We start from the raw sequence: 18,075 nt of genomic DNA, 5'->3' as shown, positions 1-18,075 counted from the left end.
AACCAGCGTACTTAACCAATTATTAGTTGGCACGATTTAGGTATATTTGAAATCATTAAATTATAAATCCATGGCAGCTAAGTACGCTTTAGCGATATTTCTGGTTCTGGCAAATGTATTTGCTGTATCAGCGCAATCCGACAGACAAGTTAATGTGAAGTCATTTGGAGCCAAAGGAGATGGTAATACAGATGACACCAAGTCGATTCAAAGCGCTTTGGATGCCATCATCCGAACCGGTGGCACAGCCTACTTCCCTGCCGGAGATTATAAGATCAGCAATAACCTTTATTTATATTATGCTTCAGATGTACCGATAAAACTCAAAGGTGACGCAAACGCCACTATCTATCCAAATGCAAAGCGATACTATATTTACTGCAATAATGGAGATAAAAGCAAAAAGCCTTTCGGCAGTCTTACCGTTGAAGGGCTCAAGATAGATGGCAGCAGATTGCCAAAACCGCAGGCAGCATATTATGATGACCCTTCCGGTGCATACGGCATTTTCACAACGAATCTGAAGAATATCAAAATTGTCAATAATACTTTCGCGAATATATATGGCTCTGCTATATGGGTAGTATTGATGAAAGATATTGATGATAGCTCTCTTCAAACATCCGTAACTATCAGCAATAACAAGATCCTTAACTGCTGGGGACTGAATCCTACGAAGGACTTTTATGATCCAAAGGATAAGAGCAAATTTTCTTATGACAACTACGGCGATGGTATTGCCGTATGGGGCTACCGGAATGCGGTGATCAACGACAACTATATCTATAACGATCTTGCGAAAACCCAGCACTTCGGCAGAGGAGGAATTGTATTGGAGAATGACTGCGCCAATGCAAAGATCACCAACAATACCATCAATGGTTACGACAGGAATATACATATCGAAACCGATAAAGGTGGTCATCTCATCGCCAATAACAAGTTGTCGGGAAGTAATGTTGGTATTTATTTCTGGCTTGCAAAAGACTGGGCAACCAATTCAACAACTATCAAAGACAATCAATTCTCTTATAACGACGAAATTGCTAAATATAAGCTTAAGACAATCGTAGGAGACCGGAAGTTCATCATGCTTGCCGGTAAATCAACTTCAACATATCAGGGTACAAATATCACTGGAAACACTTTTGTAGGAACAAATGTGACAGATGCAAACCAGATGATGGCACTGCCGGCAAACCTGAAAGTGAACAGATCTGCCAATCAGGCAAGAAGGCTTTGATAGATACCCGCTACTTCCTTAGCAAGTACTTGCCAGTCCAGGTATTGTTCTGCGTAATGTCTTGCGTTCAGACGCCGCTCCTTCAATTCTGAAGGAGCCTGCACTGCACCTAAAACATATTCAGCCAGTTTCGCTGCGTTACCTTTCTCTGCATAGTCACAGAAACCGCGGCTTGTATAGTCTCTTACACCACCAACATCAGTGGTAACGATGGGCAATCCACAGGAAGTAGCTTCCAGCATCGCATTATTAGCAGTGCTTTCAATCAAAGGCAGCAATAAAAGATCTGCGCTTCGATACAACCCCAACAAGCTTTCGTCAGAAATATTACGGTGAAACACTGCGTTTTTGAACGCACGAAGCTGACTAATCGGATGAGCCGGATCATCTACAAAATGATTCACTATTTCAAACCTGATCGTGTTATCTTTTTCAGTTACACGTTTCACAACATCGATCAGGCAGGGTATATCTCTGAACCAGTTACCAGTGAACATACACGTTTTGTTCTGCTGATATTCTTTCCCGGGTGTAAAAAAGTCTATGTCAATACCATGCCTTACAAAATGTACCTTGCCCGGCAATTGCTTGTCAAAATAAGCTTGTTCACGTGTAGACAACACAATCATGGCGTCCAGGGCACGTAACGATTTTATTCTTTCGGGATGCTTCTCCCACCAGCTAACAGGTTGGTGCGAAGTAGCCACTATCTTAATATGTTTGTATTTAGCGGCATTTTTCTTCAGGTAAGCCAATAAACCAAAGCTATCCTCGAGATAGGCGATATGAATGATTCCACCTCCCGCTTTTTTAAGTAGTTTCCATCCCTTCCATTCAGCCAGCATACTTGGCACTGTGTAAAAGGGTCCCAGTTTCATACTATTAAAAGCAGGCCTCAACACCCGGCCAGAAACACGTTGCATAAAGGTTGCATCCTTCCTCCAGATGGTGGTAAAATCATTTCCATACATCTTCTCCAAATGCATGAAAAGATTATCATATCCGCTGTGCGCTCCCATATGGGGGAAACGATGCCTTATTGTAACTATCTTCATTAAGCGTTTCTTTTATTGCCGACCACTTCTCTTATCGCGTCGAGGAATTTCCTGCCATGTACAATATCCGGCTCCAGGTAATTGCCTTCAGCCCATTCATTCCATGATTTCACAAATGCGATCCTGTGTTGCTGAGGTTTATGTTTTATTTTATCTACAGTAACTTCCAAGTGCTTTTTGAACAACTCAGGAGTAGCGTTATTAAGAATAAAAGCTCTTTTCCCACTTCTTGGCGAGTGGTCCCAGTTAGGTATGACAGTGGGAATACAGTTCAGTGCTTTCTCCTCTTCTCCTACAAAATGTGCTGCCGATTTACCATAGTCAAATACACGTAGTCCACCAAATACACGCCTGAATATACGTATGGGTAAGGTCTTTCTGCTGCGTTCATAATCATGCATCCTGATCACATTAGCTGCATCGTAGCCCAGATCCAGTATTGTCTGTATATCCTCAGAAAAGTAGGTATGTCCTACAAAGTATATTCCTGGTAATCCGTTTTCCTGCGCTAGTTTTTGCCACAGTTCGATAAAAATACCGATTTCTTTAAACTGCAAAGGACGATAGATGAAGAATATTGGCTTTCCGTCCACCGTCAGGTATCGTTTGTCAAGAAACGCAGGCAATACCTCATAGAAATGCGCTTTATAGTCCTCTATTCCCGGATACAACTGTTCTATCAGTATTGTCTTTTCTGCACCATGCCAGATACCGCTCCACGTCTCATTTGCCCAACCCAGACAAAACGGGAAATCAGGATTTCCTGATGCCAGTACTTCATTAAACGGCCGCTCTAGCAGACGTCTCTTATTTCCAAACCAGTAATGCCAATAACAGAATCCTTCTATACCTGCTTCTCTCGCCATTTCAGCCTGCGCTTCCCTGACTTCAGACAATCGCAGATCATAATAACCCAGATCCGCAGGCACCCGTGGTTGATAGTGATTGCGGAACAGCTTTCTGGCTTTGCCAACATTTGTCCATTCCGTAAATCCTTTTCCCCACCAGGCGTCGTTTTCTGGAATCGGATGAAACTGAGGCAAATAGAATGCGATTAATCTAACAATATCACTCATGTTATAAAAATAATAGTTATGCTATCTGTTGCTTATCCTTTTTCATCAATCTTCCTAAAGTGGACTTGAGGAAATTTTTGAACTCAACATCTACAAAATAATAAATGGTGAAAGCACAAAGAACAGCTACAGATAAACAGATACCGACAGTGACAAGAGAATATAATCCCTTCTGCGCATGTATCAGCTTACCCGCCAGATAACCAAACCCGATAATAAATAATACAGATGGTATTAACTGCTTCATGTACCTGTTTAAAAAACTGACTATGGATATATTCAGGTACCTTGCAGAATACAAAATAAACAGGAACACATTCACCTGAATAGCCAGGCTCTTGAACAGGGCATAGGACGAAATACCTAAAAAGTGCTGAGTACACAATACACCTGTCACGAAGATCAGGGGCTGTATAGTAGCATTAAGATATAACTTCCGTAATTGTTCCCTGGCTGTAAGCAATGCTCCGGCAGGATAGGTAATAAAGCTCAGTAAAAATGAAGTTGCCAGTACCTGGGCCACAAAAATTGAGTCCTCATAATTTGGCCCTACCCACGAAAGGATCAATGGCTTCATCAATACGATCATAGCCACCGATGGGATCACCGTAATAGGCGCCCCGATTCTTAGCAGTGTTTTATACAGATTTGATAATGCCTCATTTTCATTCCTTCCCACCATGTGATTAAACCTGATAACAAAAGGATAATAAAACGTTCCGAATGCATCCCTGAAGAAACGGAGCAATGTTAAACCTATAGCATAATAAGCCACCTCGTTCTTTCCAAGGAAATATCCTATGTACAAGAGGTCTAGTTCATAAAAAATAATCCAGGAAAGAGATAGAAAGAAAGAATTATAAGCCAGTTTGGAAGTCTTGTTATATAACTCCTTTGAAAACCGGCAACATCTCAACAGATAAAGAAAACTATAGTTATACCGTTTTTTCGCAATGATAATATTTGCAAGAATGGCGGCAATTGTCAGTAAATTATAGAACAGGAAGTACTCGAATAACAGATATCTTCCATTACCAAAAAAATAGAATACTGAGGCGATGCGGATCAGTGACACGATGATATTGATACGCTGCGGGTAGTAATCTTCAAGTCTTACCGCAAAAATGATCTGAATAATACGCTGCGCTATCAGTACGGGGGAAAAAAGGAACAACACCAACAGTAACCTCGAAGCCAACTTCAGTTCTTCAGGTGAAGAGGAGATCCCCTTGATCATTAACTCCGGATAAAAAGAAATCCAGAGTATGAATAAACTCACCGGTATGATAAACAAAGTAAAGATGAAGCAGCAAAAACCGGTCACCTTTATCTCTCCATCCTGGTCTCGTCGACCATAGTACTCTGACGCATATTTCTGGGCGGCGTTAATAAATCCCAGGTCAGCATATTGAAAGAAAATATTCAGAGACATGCAAAAAGAGAATATCCCAAACAGCGCAGCGGAACTGGTGACCCTGGGGGTGACAATTGCAAGCGAAGCAAATCCTGCTATATAAGCTGCCAGCTTCCATATGTATATCTTCACGTAGTTATTAATATAACTTACAGTTTCCGCCATTCTCTTCTATAATTTATTCTTTATAACAGACACGTCAAAAGGCCGCAGATATTTCTCCAATGCCTTCTTGTTTACAACAACCTTATTTTTGATCAGGTCATGCAAAGCCTCATCCGTTTTGGCAACGGGAATATCTTTGTCCGATCCATCGAAAGGTGGTACGATTTCATACCCGGTCAGGTCTTTACCTTCAGCTGTAACCGGTTCATACACCAGGTAATTAACACCATGCCCAATTGATTCGAGCAACAGCGTTGATGTCGGGCCTACCACAAGTGATGCCTTGTTCAATGAATCACTTAATGACAAGGTATCAAGATAATAGAAATCTGTCCCGACGAACTGTAGTAACCAGTTTCCACTCATTGATGGATGAGGTCTTAAACGCGCCCTCTTTATGCCGGCTTTTTGTAGAACCGCTTTTACTCTCAGCAGATATACAATAATATTGCCACGATCTCCCAGTATAGCTTCATAAGTATGCTGATGTGCTGACATTGCCTTGGGCAATACCAGCACATCAGACAAATCAAAACGTATTTGTTTATCTTTTACAATGCTGCTGTAGGATGGATGGCCTGCTACCAATACCTTAGCGGGATCTAAGCCTGCTCTCAGGTAATTTTGCCTGACCTGCTCTCCCCAGACTACCAGGTAGTCGCTGTTATTTTCAGCTTCATGGTGATAAAAAGCAGGAAGGCCATGTGACAAAATAAAAGATGGGCGATTCATCGAACGGAAACAGTTGATAACAACCTTCGAATAAAAAAGCTGCCCTGTGAACAATAAAGCCGCCCTCAGATCTTTTTCACGCAGGTAACTGGCAACCATTTGTTCGAAAGAGGCTACCTGTTGTTGAAACTGTTCTCCCATCAGATAACTAAAACTGCTCTCCCGTAAGTGTTTATCAATTTCGTGATACGCTTTTACGATGGAGGCATTCCCTGCTACTTTCCTCCCATGGGGCGCCCAATAGGGACTGACCAGGTTATACCCCTCGTCCTCCAGGTGCTTGTTGAACCCGCTGAAGTATATAAGTGATAAAATATTACTTTTATCTGCACTGAAATGATCCTGATAGTTAGCGGAATACCAATTTCGCAAGCGGCTCCGTAAAGGTATTTTTGCCCTTACGACACTTCCTTTAGGCCGGCTAAAATGCGCGCCATAGTGGTATATATGCCAATCGAGCTCCAGCTTAAGAAGATCAATATGCCTTTTTAATGCTTCATCTGCCGTTTCTGACAGATACGCTAACAAATACTCCTCATTCCTATCAGACATTTATCAATCTGTTTTGTACGTACATAAATAAATCGATCTTGATTCATCAACGTCCTTGGCGTAATAGGATATCCATAGTTTACCACTATTATAATAAATACCAGGGTATCCGGTATCCCAACCTGATGGTAGATTTTCCAGTTTCGTCAGTTTTTTATGCTCAACATCCAGATCAAACAACGCAGTCACCGGCCAAAAATAAGGTGGATCATACGTTCTTCCAGCCAGGTAAAAGCGATTTTTGACCTCAATGATATTAGGAGATTCTACTGTCTTTCCCAAATCATGCCATTGTATTACATTATAGGGCGTATCGGATAGACCTAACCAGCTGCTCCTATTATCACAATCCCTTCTTGCCACAATCACCATCTTTCTTGTATGCGTAAATAACATTGCACATTCTGTCGGACATCCATCGGTAGCCACTTCTTTTTTCAAAAGCCTGAATTTCGGAAAGATGTCAGGAGTACTACTATACAAAGAGAGACTACTTTGCATCGGCTGTCTGCTGGCGACGCCATATGCCATTGTATACATTTCAGCGTTATCTCTTTTGTGTACCCTCCATAGCCAATCTTTAGCCACGTCCATATTAATTGGCCCCTTCCATTGTCTTGTGGTATCATTATACGCATAAACCACGTTTATTACATTACCCGGCCTTACTGCACCTACAGTGATATATAACTTATGATCAAAGCCGATAATGAGCTTAGGGTCCCGCAGGTCTGAACCTGCCGCTCTGATTAATGTATCACTTACCCATTCCACGCCGTCATCTGAAGTTATTACTCTAATTCTTCCTTCATCTCCTACATGTCCCTTTCCTTCCCTGAAAACACAGAACCACTTGTTTTCATATCTGGTAAGGTCAGTAAATGCGCAATAAGCGCTGTTTGACCAGATCTTTTTATACGAAAGTATATTGCTGGTCTTTTTTTCTTTGCTGCAACCCAGTATTGCTAACATCATAACTGCTAGCAGGTGCATACGACTCAGAGGCATAGATATAGTTTATATAAACTCTAAAACTAGTGATAGTATTACTTTCTTCTAACTTCTTAGAATTATTTTCTATTTAATAATTGATATTTTATTTCTGCCAATTCCCAGTCCGATAACGTATCGATATCCTGTACGCTCTTTTCCGCTACCTCTAAACCGGCTACGTTATCTCCAAACAATTTTTTGTACGCGACAATGTAATCGCTTCTGAACCAATAAAACTGGCCGGCATCATGGTATACCGGCTCCAGGTCCTGGGAACGCTTATGGTAATTTTCGGGCCACAACATAGCTACCTTTCCGTTTTCCACTTTATGTATGGAACGTTGAATGGGATAACTATACTTTACCATGGGAAATACTACATCAAATTTCCCATCCACTAATTTCTGGTAACCTTCTTTTAAAATCGCGGGATTGACAAAGGGTGCTGTGGGATATATGCAGCATCCGGTTTCAAACGTCATTCCCCGTTCCTTATAACGATTTATCACTTCAGCGATTACATCTGCTGTTCCTGAAAAATCGTCTGCATTTTCCTTACTTCTAAAAAAAGGAACTACTGCTCCTTCTGCCTCTGCGATCCGGGCGATCTCTTCATCGTCAGTCGAGACCATTACCTCGGTAAACAACTTCGATTCGAGTGCAGCGTGAATAGAATAGCTGATAATCGGCCTACCCAGAAATGGCAGGATGTTCTTTCTGGGTATCCGTTTACTGCCTCCTCTGGCTGTGATAATTGCGACCAGTTTATTTCCTTCCTGCATACTCACTACTTAACAGAGATATTATTAATGAGTCATGATATTTACCATCCTCAAAACAGTTCTGTCTGAGTTTGCCATCCTGTTTGAAGGAGAATTGATTGGTGAAAAAATCAATCTTCGCTTTGTCAAACTCGTACAACTCCATCCAGATCTTGTTCAGGTTAAGGCTTTTAAACCCGTAGTCAATTAATAGGGATGCCGCATCCAGTGCGTAGCCTTCATTATCGATATAGGTTTCATTATATCCTATGTAAAAAGAAAAGTCTGCTGAGCGGATAATCCAGTTCGTGTATAACAAACCGCATGCGCCCAGTGGCATGCCATCGGATAGTCTTTCAATAAGGAACATGAAGTCATTACTGCTGCTTACCACCTTATTAAACCACATTTCCTGATTAGCCATTCCCAGCTCCCTGAACTCTCTGAAGTTCCTTCTGAAATGCGGCAGATTACGCCAGTCTCTTAACAGGCTCAGGTCCTGTTTCTCAAGCGCCCTTAAACCTACCAGGTTACCTTTTATCATCGTTTATTTTATATGGTCTAAAGTGATGTGTTCTCCCTTGATAATACCTTTAGCCAGCTTCTTACCGATCAGTTCCGGAAGTCTGTACGGAGGTAACGCGTCCGCCGGCATTGGCCTGAGGGACTCAAGATCTTCATTTGAAAGCACTGTTCCGGCAGGAATGTCTCTTACTGCGCGCAGACTTCTCTGCTGTACAATAATGGATTGCTTTTCGTTTTCCTCAATTCTTTTCACACCATCACCCATCGCATAAAAGATCTCATTCCCCACTTTCACCATTTCGGCCCACGATTGCGGGTTCATAGCAAATTTGTGATCAGGACCTTCACGACCATTGTCGTCTGTAAAATGTTTTTCTATCATTCTCGCACCCAGCGCTATAGCGCCTGCTACCGTGGCATGCCCTGTAGTATGGTCAGATAATCCCAATACAACGTCAGGATATTTGTCCCTGAAAGTGTTCAGTACGTTCAGATTAACAAATTTATACTTGTCAGGATCAACAGTATAGTTGGTATTACATTGCATCAGGCAAACCTTATCTGTAACAGACAACAGAACATCCATTGCCCGTTCCACATCTTTCATATCTGCCGCACCACTGGCCAGTAAAACCGGCTTGCCCTTTTTTGCGATGTACTCAATCATCTCCAGCCATGTAATATCACCAGATCCTATCTTATATACATTCACAAACTCATCTACGTGATCAACTGAATCTTTATCGTAAGGGCTGGTAAAATATTCGATGCCTACTTCATCACATTTTGCTTTCAGAATAGCAGTCCAATCCTGGCTGATACTTGCATCTTCATAGATCTCATACACACTTTTCTTCCAGTTGGCCTGGTGGGATAACTGGCCGCCCAGGGTTTCAAACCCGTGTCTGCTCACAATCTTAGCAGCTTTGAAGTTCTGGAATTTTGCAGCATCTGCACCTGCTTCCTTCGCCAGTTCTATGAGACGCAATGCCCTGTCAAGGTTACCATCATGGTTTGCCCCAATGTCAGCAATATAATAGGGAACATGATCCTTCCCTATCCACCTGTTGCCTATCTTAAAAGTTGTATTCATTTGCAAAATTTTTTTTGAAGTCATTCACCAATTCTGCCATCCCTTCTTCAAAAGCTGGCATTCTTATCCTGGCCGCTACGATCTTATTTGTACACAATGTAGTATTCAAAGGTCTTGGTGCTTTGAATTTTGATTGATCCAGGGGCGTTTTCTGCAACAGGGATCTGTCAAAATTAAAAGCATTAGCTATGCTCAACAGGAAGTCATACTTGGACAAGGTATCAGATGTTCCGAAATGATACACTCCCTTCTTTATCTTTTTCTCCACTAACTCGAGTATCAACCGGGCCAGCGTGCCAACATACAATGGATTGAAATAAACATTATCAAAACCTGTTATTTTCTGTCCCTCCTGGAGAGCACTCCAGGCCCACTCAAACAAGGAGGTCCCTAATGTTGCATGAAAACCATATATGTTGACCCTTATCACATAAACATCCGACGATCTCTTCATGAGTTCCTGCTCCGCCAGCATCTTGGTGGTCGCATAATAGTTCAGCGGGTTACAACTATCTTTTTCAACATAGTTGCCCCGCTGACCATCAAAAACAGCATCTGAAGAAATATATACAAATGACTTCACAAAAGGCAACTCACTGAGCACCTTTGCCGCAGTCACATGTAGTGCGTATGCGTAGTCCTTATCCTTTTCACAAAGATCAACATTCACCTGAGCCGCAGCATATATTATTATCTCCGGCTTAAGGGCTAGCATTGCTTTTCTAAGTTGAACAGTATCAGTCATATCCAGCTGAATATGCCTGTCTGCCGGTATATGAGCACCAGTTCTTGATATCGCATATACCTCATATTCCGGATTCCCGGAAAAAACTCTAAATAAGTGTTGGCCAAGCATACCGGTTGCACCGGTAATTACAACTCTAGTGGGCATAGATTAAATTGAAAATGTCGGGTCTATCTGCTCCCGGACCAATGTCCTCAACTCGTCAACAGATAACCACTCAGTATTCTGGCCGGAGTTATAATTAAATCCATCCGGCACTTTCTTTGCATTGAATTTTGCAATGAACTCGTCCAGCGACCATCTAGGCACCTGCGGAAGGATCGCATAATATTTACCAAGATCATAAGTAGAGAACGAATCTGAAGTAGTGATCATTTCCTCATGGATCTTTTCTCCAGGTCTGATACCTACAACCTGATGTTTGCAATCAGGACCAATTGCCGTAGCTACATCGGTGATCTTGTAAGAAGGGATCTTCGGTACAAAAAGTTCACCTCCCCAGGCAGTCTCCAATGCATGTAACACCATCGACACCCCGTCGTTCAAAGAGATGTTGAACCTTGTCATATTCGTATCAGTGATTGGCAGTACGCCCTCCCTTCTCTTGTTCAGGAAAAAAGGAATTACCGATCCGTTAGACCCCATTACATTGCCATAACGTACCACTGAAAAAGTAATCGGGTTATATCCCCTGATATTGTTGGCAGCAATGAACAGTTTGTCTGATGCAAGTTTGGTGGCGCCATAGAGGTTAATAGGCGCAGCAGCTTTATCTGTTGAAAGCGCGACTACCTTTTCAACGGAAGACTCAAGACAAGCGTTAATGAGATTTTCAGCACCTGTGATATTGGTCTTGATACACTCAGTAGGATTGTATTCAGCAATAGGCACATGTTTCATTGCGGCTGCATGAATCACATAATCAATACCCTTCAATGCCCTTTTTAACCTGTCATAATCCCTTACATCTCCTATAAAGAAGCGAATCATGGGATACTTCGCAGCAGGATATTCCTGTGCCATCTGGAATTGTTTCTGCTCATCCCTTGAAAAGATCACGAGCCTTTTTATATTAGGCCATTTTTCAAGAACGATCTTAGTAAATGCTTTACCAAAAGATCCAGTACCTCCTGTAATAAAAATGCTTTTGTTATTTAGGTCCAACATGAAAATGGGTATTGTTTACTTATTAGTTTTCCGCCTGCATCACTTCCCTTAAGATCCTCCGCCCAATTAGCCATGCAAGACATAAAAAGCCTGCCAGAATTCCTCCTATCAGCAGCGCTTTCAGTTTGCCCAGCTTTTCTACCTTCAGTGGCAGAATAGGCGTATCAACGATCTGTATCAATGGTGTTTCCTGTGCCATTGACATCTTACTTATCTCAAGGTTTTTAACCACTTCTGTATACATGGTTTCCAGCATCAGTTTCTCCCGCTGCTGCTTTTGCGTGCCCACATTAGATACCTGCCGCACCGGATTTATATTCATATCCTGTGTAACAGCCAGAGAATAAGACTTGTTGTTCAGCAAAACTTCCAATGAATCGGCAGTAGCCTGCAGTTTGTCAACACTGGTTTTCGAGCGCTTGGTCTTCGTATCTACGTAAAAATCGATCGCTTTGTTCACCAAAGTCTCTGTAAAGACCTTCGAAAAAAGCTCATCGCCGGACGTCACCTTTACGGATACAAAACTTAATGCTTTATCCGGCTTTGCCACTTCAAGATTATACTTCACAATATTTTCCTGGATAATATTAAGTACACTGTCCTGCTGTAAAGTAAAGCTCTTGCGGTCCTGCCCATATGGAAAATGTAAACCGGCGATCGGCTTATCTTTCCAGTTATTCTGCCACTTGTTGAAGTCTAAATACAGGTCCGCCAGACTTATTTGCTTTCCTCCCACCATTACAGGGGAAAGTAATGTCTTTTCCACCATTAATCTTGTCTTAAGAAACCCCTGCATATTCTCCCCGGAAAATACGCCTATGTCTCCGCTCCCTGCACCAAGATCAATTCCAAACTGACTGGCTAATCCCGCATATGCGCTTAATGAGCTCGATTTGCTATCTTCCATTACAAAAGTCAGCTCGGCAACATAGCTCTTCTTTTTAATCAATGCCAGCGTCAATCCCAGACCGGCTCCCACAATTCCGCATATACATATGATCAACCACTTACCAAGCAGAAACCTCCACCATTCACCCAACTTTATCAACAACTCTTTCAGAGATATTTCAGCACTATTATTAACAGCGTCCTGTTTTGATTGTTCCATACAATTAATTCGTTAAGAATATATGATCCAAATCAGATGCATTGATCCACTACTTTGTTGAATTGATAATTGTTACCACTATCAATGCGAAAGACGCCAATGCACTGGCCAATCCTACAGTGGCAGCCGCTGTCAGTCCTTTCCTGTCGGGTTTGGTAGGTACATATATTTCCGCTCCTGGTTTTACTCTCGGATAACTGTTAAAGAATAACATCTTCCTCGTGCTTTTCACTTCACCATTTGCATATACTATATAACTTCTTCTCTTCAGCGCCTGAGAGGTAAAGCCACCTGCGCCCCGTACATAACTTCTGAAGGAAAAACCATTATCAAACCGTACTTTCTTAGGGAAATACACTTCTCCAAATAGTTGTACTGTCTGTAATTTCTTTGGAATCCTGATCACATCTCCTTCCTCCAGATACAGGTCGTATTTGGAACCTGGATGTTCCAGGATCTCGTCCAGCTGAATACCCAGCAATTGCTGATTACGTTCTACCGTTGCACGGGTTCTGGCTACATCGATGCTGTCTTTTACCTTATTATTGAATACCTCCAGCTTGCTCAGCAGGAAGGTACTGTCCTGTTCATTGGTGAAAGTTCTACGCAGTAAAAGCGCCCCTTCAGCAGAAGCCTCCGGACGCAAACCGCCCGCCCTTTTGATGACGTCGGATATACGTTCTTTCTTGGTATTGATAGCGTAAAGACCCGGATAAACAACTTCTCCGTCCAGCAGTACATTGGCCTGCTGACTATAAGAAGGCGACCTGCGCACCATCACTTCATCAAATGGCTGCAACACATAAAATGCTGCCTGACTGCCAGACAGGTCTGCATTGATATCAAACTGTTCGGTGATAGCCATTCTGATATCTGTAGAATCGTAAGTACCCGCGGTGCGGACACGGCGGGATATTTCCACGTGCTTCAGACTCGCTGCATCCTTTAGTCCACCCGCCATCAGAATCAGGTCTTCCAGTTGCATACTGTCGCCATAGCTGAAATACCCCGGCTGATTAACCTCTCCTTCAATCTTTACCATGTATGGTTCCCTGATCGCCAGCTTGGAAAATATCACCACACTATCTTCCCGTTGCAACAGCAGGTTATTCCTTCCCGCTATTGCATCCAGTACATTAAAGTTGATAAAGGCCGGTGTAAAATCTTCCTGTAATCTGCGTATCACTCCACGGGAGGTAGCCGCTACTTCCTGGATCCCGTCAGCCCGTTTGATGAGGTCTCCCACTGTCATTTTATCTTCCAGCGCATATTCACCCGGATGGAACACTGCCCCGGAAATAGTCACACGGTTGGTATAGCGGTTTACAACGGAATCAACATAGAACCTGTCGCCCGATTTCAAACGGAAAAGCGCTACTGAATCTGCCGGTATGTTCACAAACTCCCTCGCCTTACTGGTTACACGTAATGCACGGATCACATCCCGGAACGAATTATCAGTATATCCACCGGCAAAGTCAATAACCTGCTGCAGTGTTTCGTTTTCCTTTGTTTCAAAAATAGCCGGACGTTTGATCTCTCCGGAAAGCTCTACCCTCATCTTATAAGGACTCACCTTCACGATGTCCTGATCCTGTAATACCACATTGTTCGTAAGATCTCCATGCAGGAGGAAATCATATAGATCAAAGGAAGCAATTGCTTTCCCGTTACGGATCACATCTATATTTCTAAAGGAACCATTTTCATTAGGTCCACCGGATACATACAAAGCATTCGCCACGGTTGCCAGTGACGGTAATGTGTAAGTGCCTGGACGGGTAATCTCTCCGATAAGTGTCACCTTGATACTGCGAATATTTCCCAGCGATACCTGAACGGATGTATTACCACTTCTGATACCGGAATATATAGTACTCAGCTGCCTGGTGATGCGTGTTCTTGCTTCTTCCATCGTAAGGCCATTCACATAAACCGGTCCCAGATAAGGAATTCTTACATATCCTTCAGGAGTTACTTTTAACGTATGCTGCACTTCTGAGTAGCCATAAACATCTATGACCAGTTCATCGTCGGTCGCAATCCTGTAATTCGGCGGGGTGGCCATACGTAAGTTAGGCTCGAATGTAAGATTTTGATTAGTAAATAGTTCCGTACCAAATATCTTCCTGCGGCGCTGTTCTTTCTCAAAGTCTTCCTTATCCTTGATCTGTTTGTACCTTTCACGCCAATAGTAAATAGTGTCCGACTGGTCAGTATATCGCCTGCCAGATGTGTCCTGACTGAAAAAATCATTATTACCACTTTTTGCACCAGAAAGCTCCTTATCAAGGTTCAACTGCGTGATTCGTGCCTTCAGTTTCGCCACCTCAGCATCAGGAACACCTCTCTGAGCAGCATAGTCGTCTATCTGGGAAAAACTGATATTATTTTGCTTCATCTGCGCCACCAGTTGTCTGATCTGATCATCTGAAAGATTATCGACCTTTATCTGGCTAATTTGCGACTGCGAGATAACTGACTGCGCACGAACACAATAACCCAAAACCATCAGTAACAGTTGCAGCAGTAATACTTTTTTCAACATGAATTTATCGGATAACAAATATTCGGATTATATACTATCAACCTATTCCCCTCTATTATCAAGAATTTCCTCTTCGGAAAAAATCAGGTGCAAATCTATTAAAAATAACATATAAATATTAACATAGTGGAAACCAATTAAATAATTATCATATGAAGGGTAACAAGGCGCTAAAATTGGCAATGTGCCTGTTAATACCTTATAGTCAATCATCAACAATTATCAATCGTTTACATATATATGTAACGAACTTCCGCTTTAACAGTTACAATAGGCTGATATCAATAGAAAAAGGGATCCCTCTTCAAAGGACCCCTTCAGTTATTCAGAAACCGTGCCACGGCGTTATATTTCATTCATTTACAAAATATTAAGACTTCACAAAGATCCGTGCAATGTCTTTTTCGAATGCCTCCTCTTCTTTATAGATCCACTCTCTGTAAGCGGCAAAATTATCGACATGCCTGTTGTAGTCTGTCAGGCAGGAATTAATCAGTTTCACTATTGCAGGAATATTCCTCCTTTTGTCCGCAATCTTATACTGCTCCGGCAGAGGCACATCTTCATGGTAAGCAGCAGAACCTCTCTTACCTGTTATCACACAACATTTATAAATGGCTGCCTCCCTTGGGAAACGGTCCTTGCCAGGATGATGGCCGAAGTCAATGTAGACCATAGACTCCCTCAAAAGATCGCCGACCTGGGCTGGCGTCAGTTTCTGCAGAGGTATCCATCTGGCTTCCGGCAACGCAGCCATGATCTTCCTCGTAAAACGAAACCCTTTCAGCGGATTGTAAAGTATCTGTGGCTTTTTTGCTGCCAGGTCAACCTCCCGCGATGCTTTCAGGAAATCTGCGTTCAGGTAGTCCGACAGGTAAATCGCATCTATCTTCCATTGTCTTAAAAAGTCAACGGCATATTCAGACTGCGCAAGGTGATAATTGAATTTACCCCTTACTTTACCATTGATGGTAACCGCGCGGTGTAACCATTTTATTTTCAGCTTGCGGATCATCCGGTAATGTTTAGGTGCCTCTATAGCCTTGAACAGGTTATCGACACTCAGCCACCAGGCACATTTCCGTATCTTTTTGAACTGGTCGGCAAAATAAAAATACAGCTCAGGAATGATGACAAGGTTCTCTTCCCGGTCCTCTATCTCTGTCACATACTTACAATTATATTTAACATAGTTCTCACTAACGGGCTGTTCTACATTATTCGGATAATAGTACATCGCTACATCAAAACCTCTATTCCCCAATTTATAGGCCAGCTGATGCAATAGTTCAGGACCGCCGGAGGCTATCCGCGGAGGGCACATTATATATATCCTGGTATTTTCATGGATGTGGATCTTGTCAGACATTTTCCCTTTTCTGTTATTTAGATGTTTTTAAGTATTGCTTTACCTGGTAAAGCGCCGATCCTACCACCTGGTGCATATCGTAATAACGGTATTCTGCCAGACGACCTCCAAATATGACATTAGTCTCCTGATCTGCCAGCGTCTTGTATAGCTTATAGACCCTGGCGTTGGTCTCATCGTTAATTGGATAATATGGTTCCAGTCCCCGGCTCCACTCCTGCGGATACTCTCTGGTGATAACAGTATGAGGCTGCTGGCCAAATTCAAAGTGCTTATGCTCAATGATCCTCGTATAGGGCACTTCCCTTTCGGTATAGTTCACCACCGCATTTCCCTGGTAATTATCCACAGCCAGTTGTTCATGTTCAAAACGCAGGCTCCTGTACTGCAGCATGCCGTGCCGGTAATTGTAGAACTCGTCGAGCTGACCTGTGAACACTACCGTTTCTGCCAGTGACGATAGTTCCTCTCTTGCTGAGAAGAAATCTATACCCAGTCGTACTTCTATCCCCTCCAGCAGCCCTTCCGTCAGCTTATTATAGCCGCCTATAGGAATGCCCTGGTACTTGTCATTAAAGTAGTTATTGTTGTAAGTGAACCGTAACGGCAGACGTTTTATGATGAACGCCGGCAATTCACTGGCCTTCCGGCCCCACTGTTTCTCTGTATATCCTTTGATCAGTTTCTCGTAGATGTCCCCACCCACAAGAGAAAGCGCCTGCTCTTCCAGGTTCTGCGGCTCCCTGATATTCAGGTCGGCCACCTGCCTGTCAATGATAGCCTTTGCCTCCTGCGGGGTTTTCACTTTCCACAGCTGGTGGAAGGTGTTCATGTTGAAGGGCAGGTTGTACAACTCGTCCTTATATACCGCCAGCGGCGAATTCACATAGTTATTGAACTCAACGAAGGAATTGACATAGTCCCAGATAGGCTTATCGTTGGTATGGAAGATATGAGCGCCATACTTATGTACATTGATGCCATTGACATCCTCACAATAAACGTTGCCGCCACTATGCAGACGCCGGTCTATCACAAGCACCTTTTTCCCGGCCTTCCTGCACTCGTGCGCAAATACCGACCCGAACAATCCACTCCCCACAATTAAAACATCAAATTCAGTCATTCATTCAGTTTTGTGTCCAGCTACTGCAACGTACAGCGGGACTATCTATTTCGATGGACATTTAGTGTGTAATGGCTGTCATACAGCGTAACATCTCACTTTGAATATTATTAAACTGCGTTAAGTCTCGTTGGTATAGGCCTGGTTGAAAAAAATTATCATCTGACGGTGCTAATGAACTACAGTCTTAAATATCCGGCTGCAAAGCTATTAAAAATAACATATAAATATTAACATCATGAAAACCAGCCCGATTGACCTGTGAAGCGCTGAATATGCTATTTTTTTCCTCCGGCTCAATCCAGTGCCGGAGGTTTCTACGTTTGTATGTTTAACATAGGCAGGCCCGTACGCCTGAGCGAAATACATCAATCCCAAAATCTACAACTAACATCCCCAAGGC

At 42.7% G+C, this 18,075-nt stretch carries 15 protein-coding genes; 1 reads left to right on the top strand and 14 read right to left on the bottom strand.

Annotation, left to right across the window (positions count from 1 at the left end):
* The first annotated feature begins 70 nt into the window (after nucleotides 1-70).
* Nucleotides 71-1,243, top strand: coding sequence for a glycosyl hydrolase family 28-related protein (locus L3C95_RS05065; protein ID WP_236385679.1), 1,173 nt, complete (start codon nucleotides 71-73; stop codon nucleotides 1,241-1,243).
* Here the strand turns inward: L3C95_RS05065 and L3C95_RS05060 are convergent.
* The 14 genes from L3C95_RS05060 to glf form a co-directional block, all read right to left on the bottom strand.
* Entirely contained in the window at nucleotides 1,225-2,298 is a 1,074-nt protein-coding gene (locus L3C95_RS05060; protein WP_236385678.1) for a glycosyltransferase family 4 protein, read from the bottom strand. The genes L3C95_RS05065 and L3C95_RS05060 overlap by 19 nt on opposite strands.
* Entirely contained in the window at nucleotides 2,298-3,374 is a 1,077-nt protein-coding gene (locus L3C95_RS05055) for a glycoside hydrolase family 99-like domain-containing protein (protein ID WP_236385677.1), read from the bottom strand. Before L3C95_RS05055 ends, L3C95_RS05060 begins: the two co-directional genes overlap by 1 nt.
* A gap of 16 nt (nucleotides 3,375-3,390) precedes the next feature.
* Nucleotides 3,391-4,953: a lipopolysaccharide biosynthesis protein gene (locus L3C95_RS05050; RefSeq protein WP_236385676.1), complete on the bottom strand. Its 1,563-nt coding sequence runs from the start codon at nucleotides 4,951-4,953 to the stop codon at nucleotides 3,391-3,393.
* A 6-nt stretch (nucleotides 4,954-4,959) separates the two neighbouring features.
* Nucleotides 4,960-6,237, bottom strand: a complete 1,278-nt coding sequence (locus L3C95_RS05045) for a hypothetical protein (protein WP_236385675.1) — start codon at nucleotides 6,235-6,237, stop codon at nucleotides 4,960-4,962.
* A gap of 3 nt (nucleotides 6,238-6,240) precedes the next feature.
* Nucleotides 6,241-7,209 carry a hypothetical protein gene (locus tag L3C95_RS05040; protein WP_236385673.1) on the bottom strand — a complete coding sequence of 323 codons (969 nt, stop codon included), beginning with the start codon at nucleotides 7,207-7,209 and terminating at the stop codon, nucleotides 6,241-6,243.
* Between the two features lie 98 nt (nucleotides 7,210-7,307).
* On the bottom strand, nucleotides 7,308-8,012 hold the full coding sequence (gene pseF, locus L3C95_RS05035; protein WP_236385671.1) for a pseudaminic acid cytidylyltransferase: 705 nt from the start codon (nucleotides 8,010-8,012) through the stop codon (nucleotides 7,308-7,310).
* On the bottom strand, nucleotides 7,996-8,535 hold the full coding sequence (locus L3C95_RS05030) for a GNAT family N-acetyltransferase (RefSeq protein WP_236385670.1): 540 nt from the start codon (nucleotides 8,533-8,535) through the stop codon (nucleotides 7,996-7,998). The genes pseF and L3C95_RS05030 overlap by 17 nt, the downstream gene beginning before the upstream one ends.
* Nucleotides 8,536-8,538: 3 nt before the next feature.
* On the bottom strand, nucleotides 8,539-9,609 hold the full coding sequence (locus L3C95_RS05025) for an N-acetylneuraminate synthase family protein (RefSeq protein WP_236385667.1): 1,071 nt from the start codon (nucleotides 9,607-9,609) through the stop codon (nucleotides 8,539-8,541).
* On the bottom strand, nucleotides 9,593-10,501 hold the full coding sequence (locus L3C95_RS05020; protein ID WP_262915817.1) for an SDR family oxidoreductase: 909 nt from the start codon (nucleotides 10,499-10,501) through the stop codon (nucleotides 9,593-9,595). The genes L3C95_RS05025 and L3C95_RS05020 overlap by 17 nt, the downstream gene beginning before the upstream one ends.
* 3 nt (nucleotides 10,502-10,504) lie before the next feature.
* Complete coding sequence (gene pseB, locus L3C95_RS05015) at nucleotides 10,505-11,521, bottom strand: UDP-N-acetylglucosamine 4,6-dehydratase (inverting) (RefSeq protein ID WP_236385666.1); 1,017 nt, start codon at nucleotides 11,519-11,521, stop codon at nucleotides 10,505-10,507.
* A 22-nt stretch (nucleotides 11,522-11,543) separates the two neighbouring features.
* Nucleotides 11,544-12,629, bottom strand: a complete 1,086-nt coding sequence (locus tag L3C95_RS05010; RefSeq protein WP_236385665.1) for a lipopolysaccharide biosynthesis protein — start codon at nucleotides 12,627-12,629, stop codon at nucleotides 11,544-11,546.
* A gap of 49 nt (nucleotides 12,630-12,678) precedes the next feature.
* Nucleotides 12,679-15,177: an SLBB domain-containing protein gene (locus L3C95_RS05005; RefSeq protein WP_236385664.1), complete on the bottom strand. Its 2,499-nt coding sequence runs from the start codon at nucleotides 15,175-15,177 to the stop codon at nucleotides 12,679-12,681.
* Nucleotides 15,178-15,547: 370 nt separating this feature from the next.
* Nucleotides 15,548-16,546 (bottom strand): hypothetical protein, encoded by a 999-nt coding sequence (locus L3C95_RS05000; RefSeq protein ID WP_236385663.1) that lies wholly within the window; start codon nucleotides 16,544-16,546, stop codon nucleotides 15,548-15,550.
* Nucleotides 16,547-16,559: 13 nt separating this feature from the next.
* Nucleotides 16,560-17,672 (bottom strand): UDP-galactopyranose mutase, encoded by a 1,113-nt coding sequence (gene glf, locus L3C95_RS04995; protein WP_236385662.1) that lies wholly within the window; start codon nucleotides 17,670-17,672, stop codon nucleotides 16,560-16,562.
* Nucleotides 17,673-18,075 lie beyond the last annotated feature (403 nt).

Origin of the sequence: Chitinophaga filiformis (genome assembly GCF_021646545.1) — a bacterium.
Taxonomy (GTDB): Bacteria; Bacteroidota; Bacteroidia; order Chitinophagales; family Chitinophagaceae; genus Chitinophaga; species Chitinophaga filiformis_A.
Note: the sequence above shows the minus strand (reverse complement) of the source record. Positions and strands in the feature narration are given on the sequence as shown.

Coding starts and splice junctions, on each gene's coding strand:
- L3C95_RS05065 (WP_236385679.1), top strand. CDS start 71: ATGGCAGCTAAGTACGCTTTAGCGATATTTCTGGTTCTGGCAAATGTA.
- L3C95_RS05060 (WP_236385678.1), bottom strand. CDS start 2,298: ATGAAGATAGTTACAATAAGGCATCGTTTCCCCCATATGGGAGCGCAC.
- L3C95_RS05055 (WP_236385677.1), bottom strand. CDS start 3,374: ATGAGTGATATTGTTAGATTAATCGCATTCTATTTGCCTCAGTTTCAT.
- L3C95_RS05050 (WP_236385676.1), bottom strand. CDS start 4,953: ATGGCGGAAACTGTAAGTTATATTAATAACTACGTGAAGATATACATA.
- L3C95_RS05045 (WP_236385675.1), bottom strand. CDS start 6,237: ATGTCTGATAGGAATGAGGAGTATTTGTTAGCGTATCTGTCAGAAACG.
- L3C95_RS05040 (WP_236385673.1), bottom strand. CDS start 7,209: ATGTTAGCAATACTGGGTTGCAGCAAAGAAAAAAAGACCAGCAATATA.
- pseF (WP_236385671.1), bottom strand. CDS start 8,012: ATGCAGGAAGGAAATAAACTGGTCGCAATTATCACAGCCAGAGGAGGC.
- L3C95_RS05030 (WP_236385670.1), bottom strand. CDS start 8,535: ATGATAAAAGGTAACCTGGTAGGTTTAAGGGCGCTTGAGAAACAGGAC.
- L3C95_RS05025 (WP_236385667.1), bottom strand. CDS start 9,609: ATGAATACAACTTTTAAGATAGGCAACAGGTGGATAGGGAAGGATCAT.
- L3C95_RS05020 (WP_262915817.1), bottom strand. CDS start 10,501: ATGCCCACTAGAGTTGTAATTACCGGTGCAACCGGTATGCTTGGCCAA.
- pseB (WP_236385666.1), bottom strand. CDS start 11,521: ATGTTGGACCTAAATAACAAAAGCATTTTTATTACAGGAGGTACTGGA.
- L3C95_RS05010 (WP_236385665.1), bottom strand. CDS start 12,629: ATGGAACAATCAAAACAGGACGCTGTTAATAATAGTGCTGAAATATCT.
- L3C95_RS05005 (WP_236385664.1), bottom strand. CDS start 15,177: ATGTTGAAAAAAGTATTACTGCTGCAACTGTTACTGATGGTTTTGGGT.
- L3C95_RS05000 (WP_236385663.1), bottom strand. CDS start 16,546: ATGTCTGACAAGATCCACATCCATGAAAATACCAGGATATATATAATG.
- glf (WP_236385662.1), bottom strand. CDS start 17,672: ATGACTGAATTTGATGTTTTAATTGTGGGGAGTGGATTGTTCGGGTCG.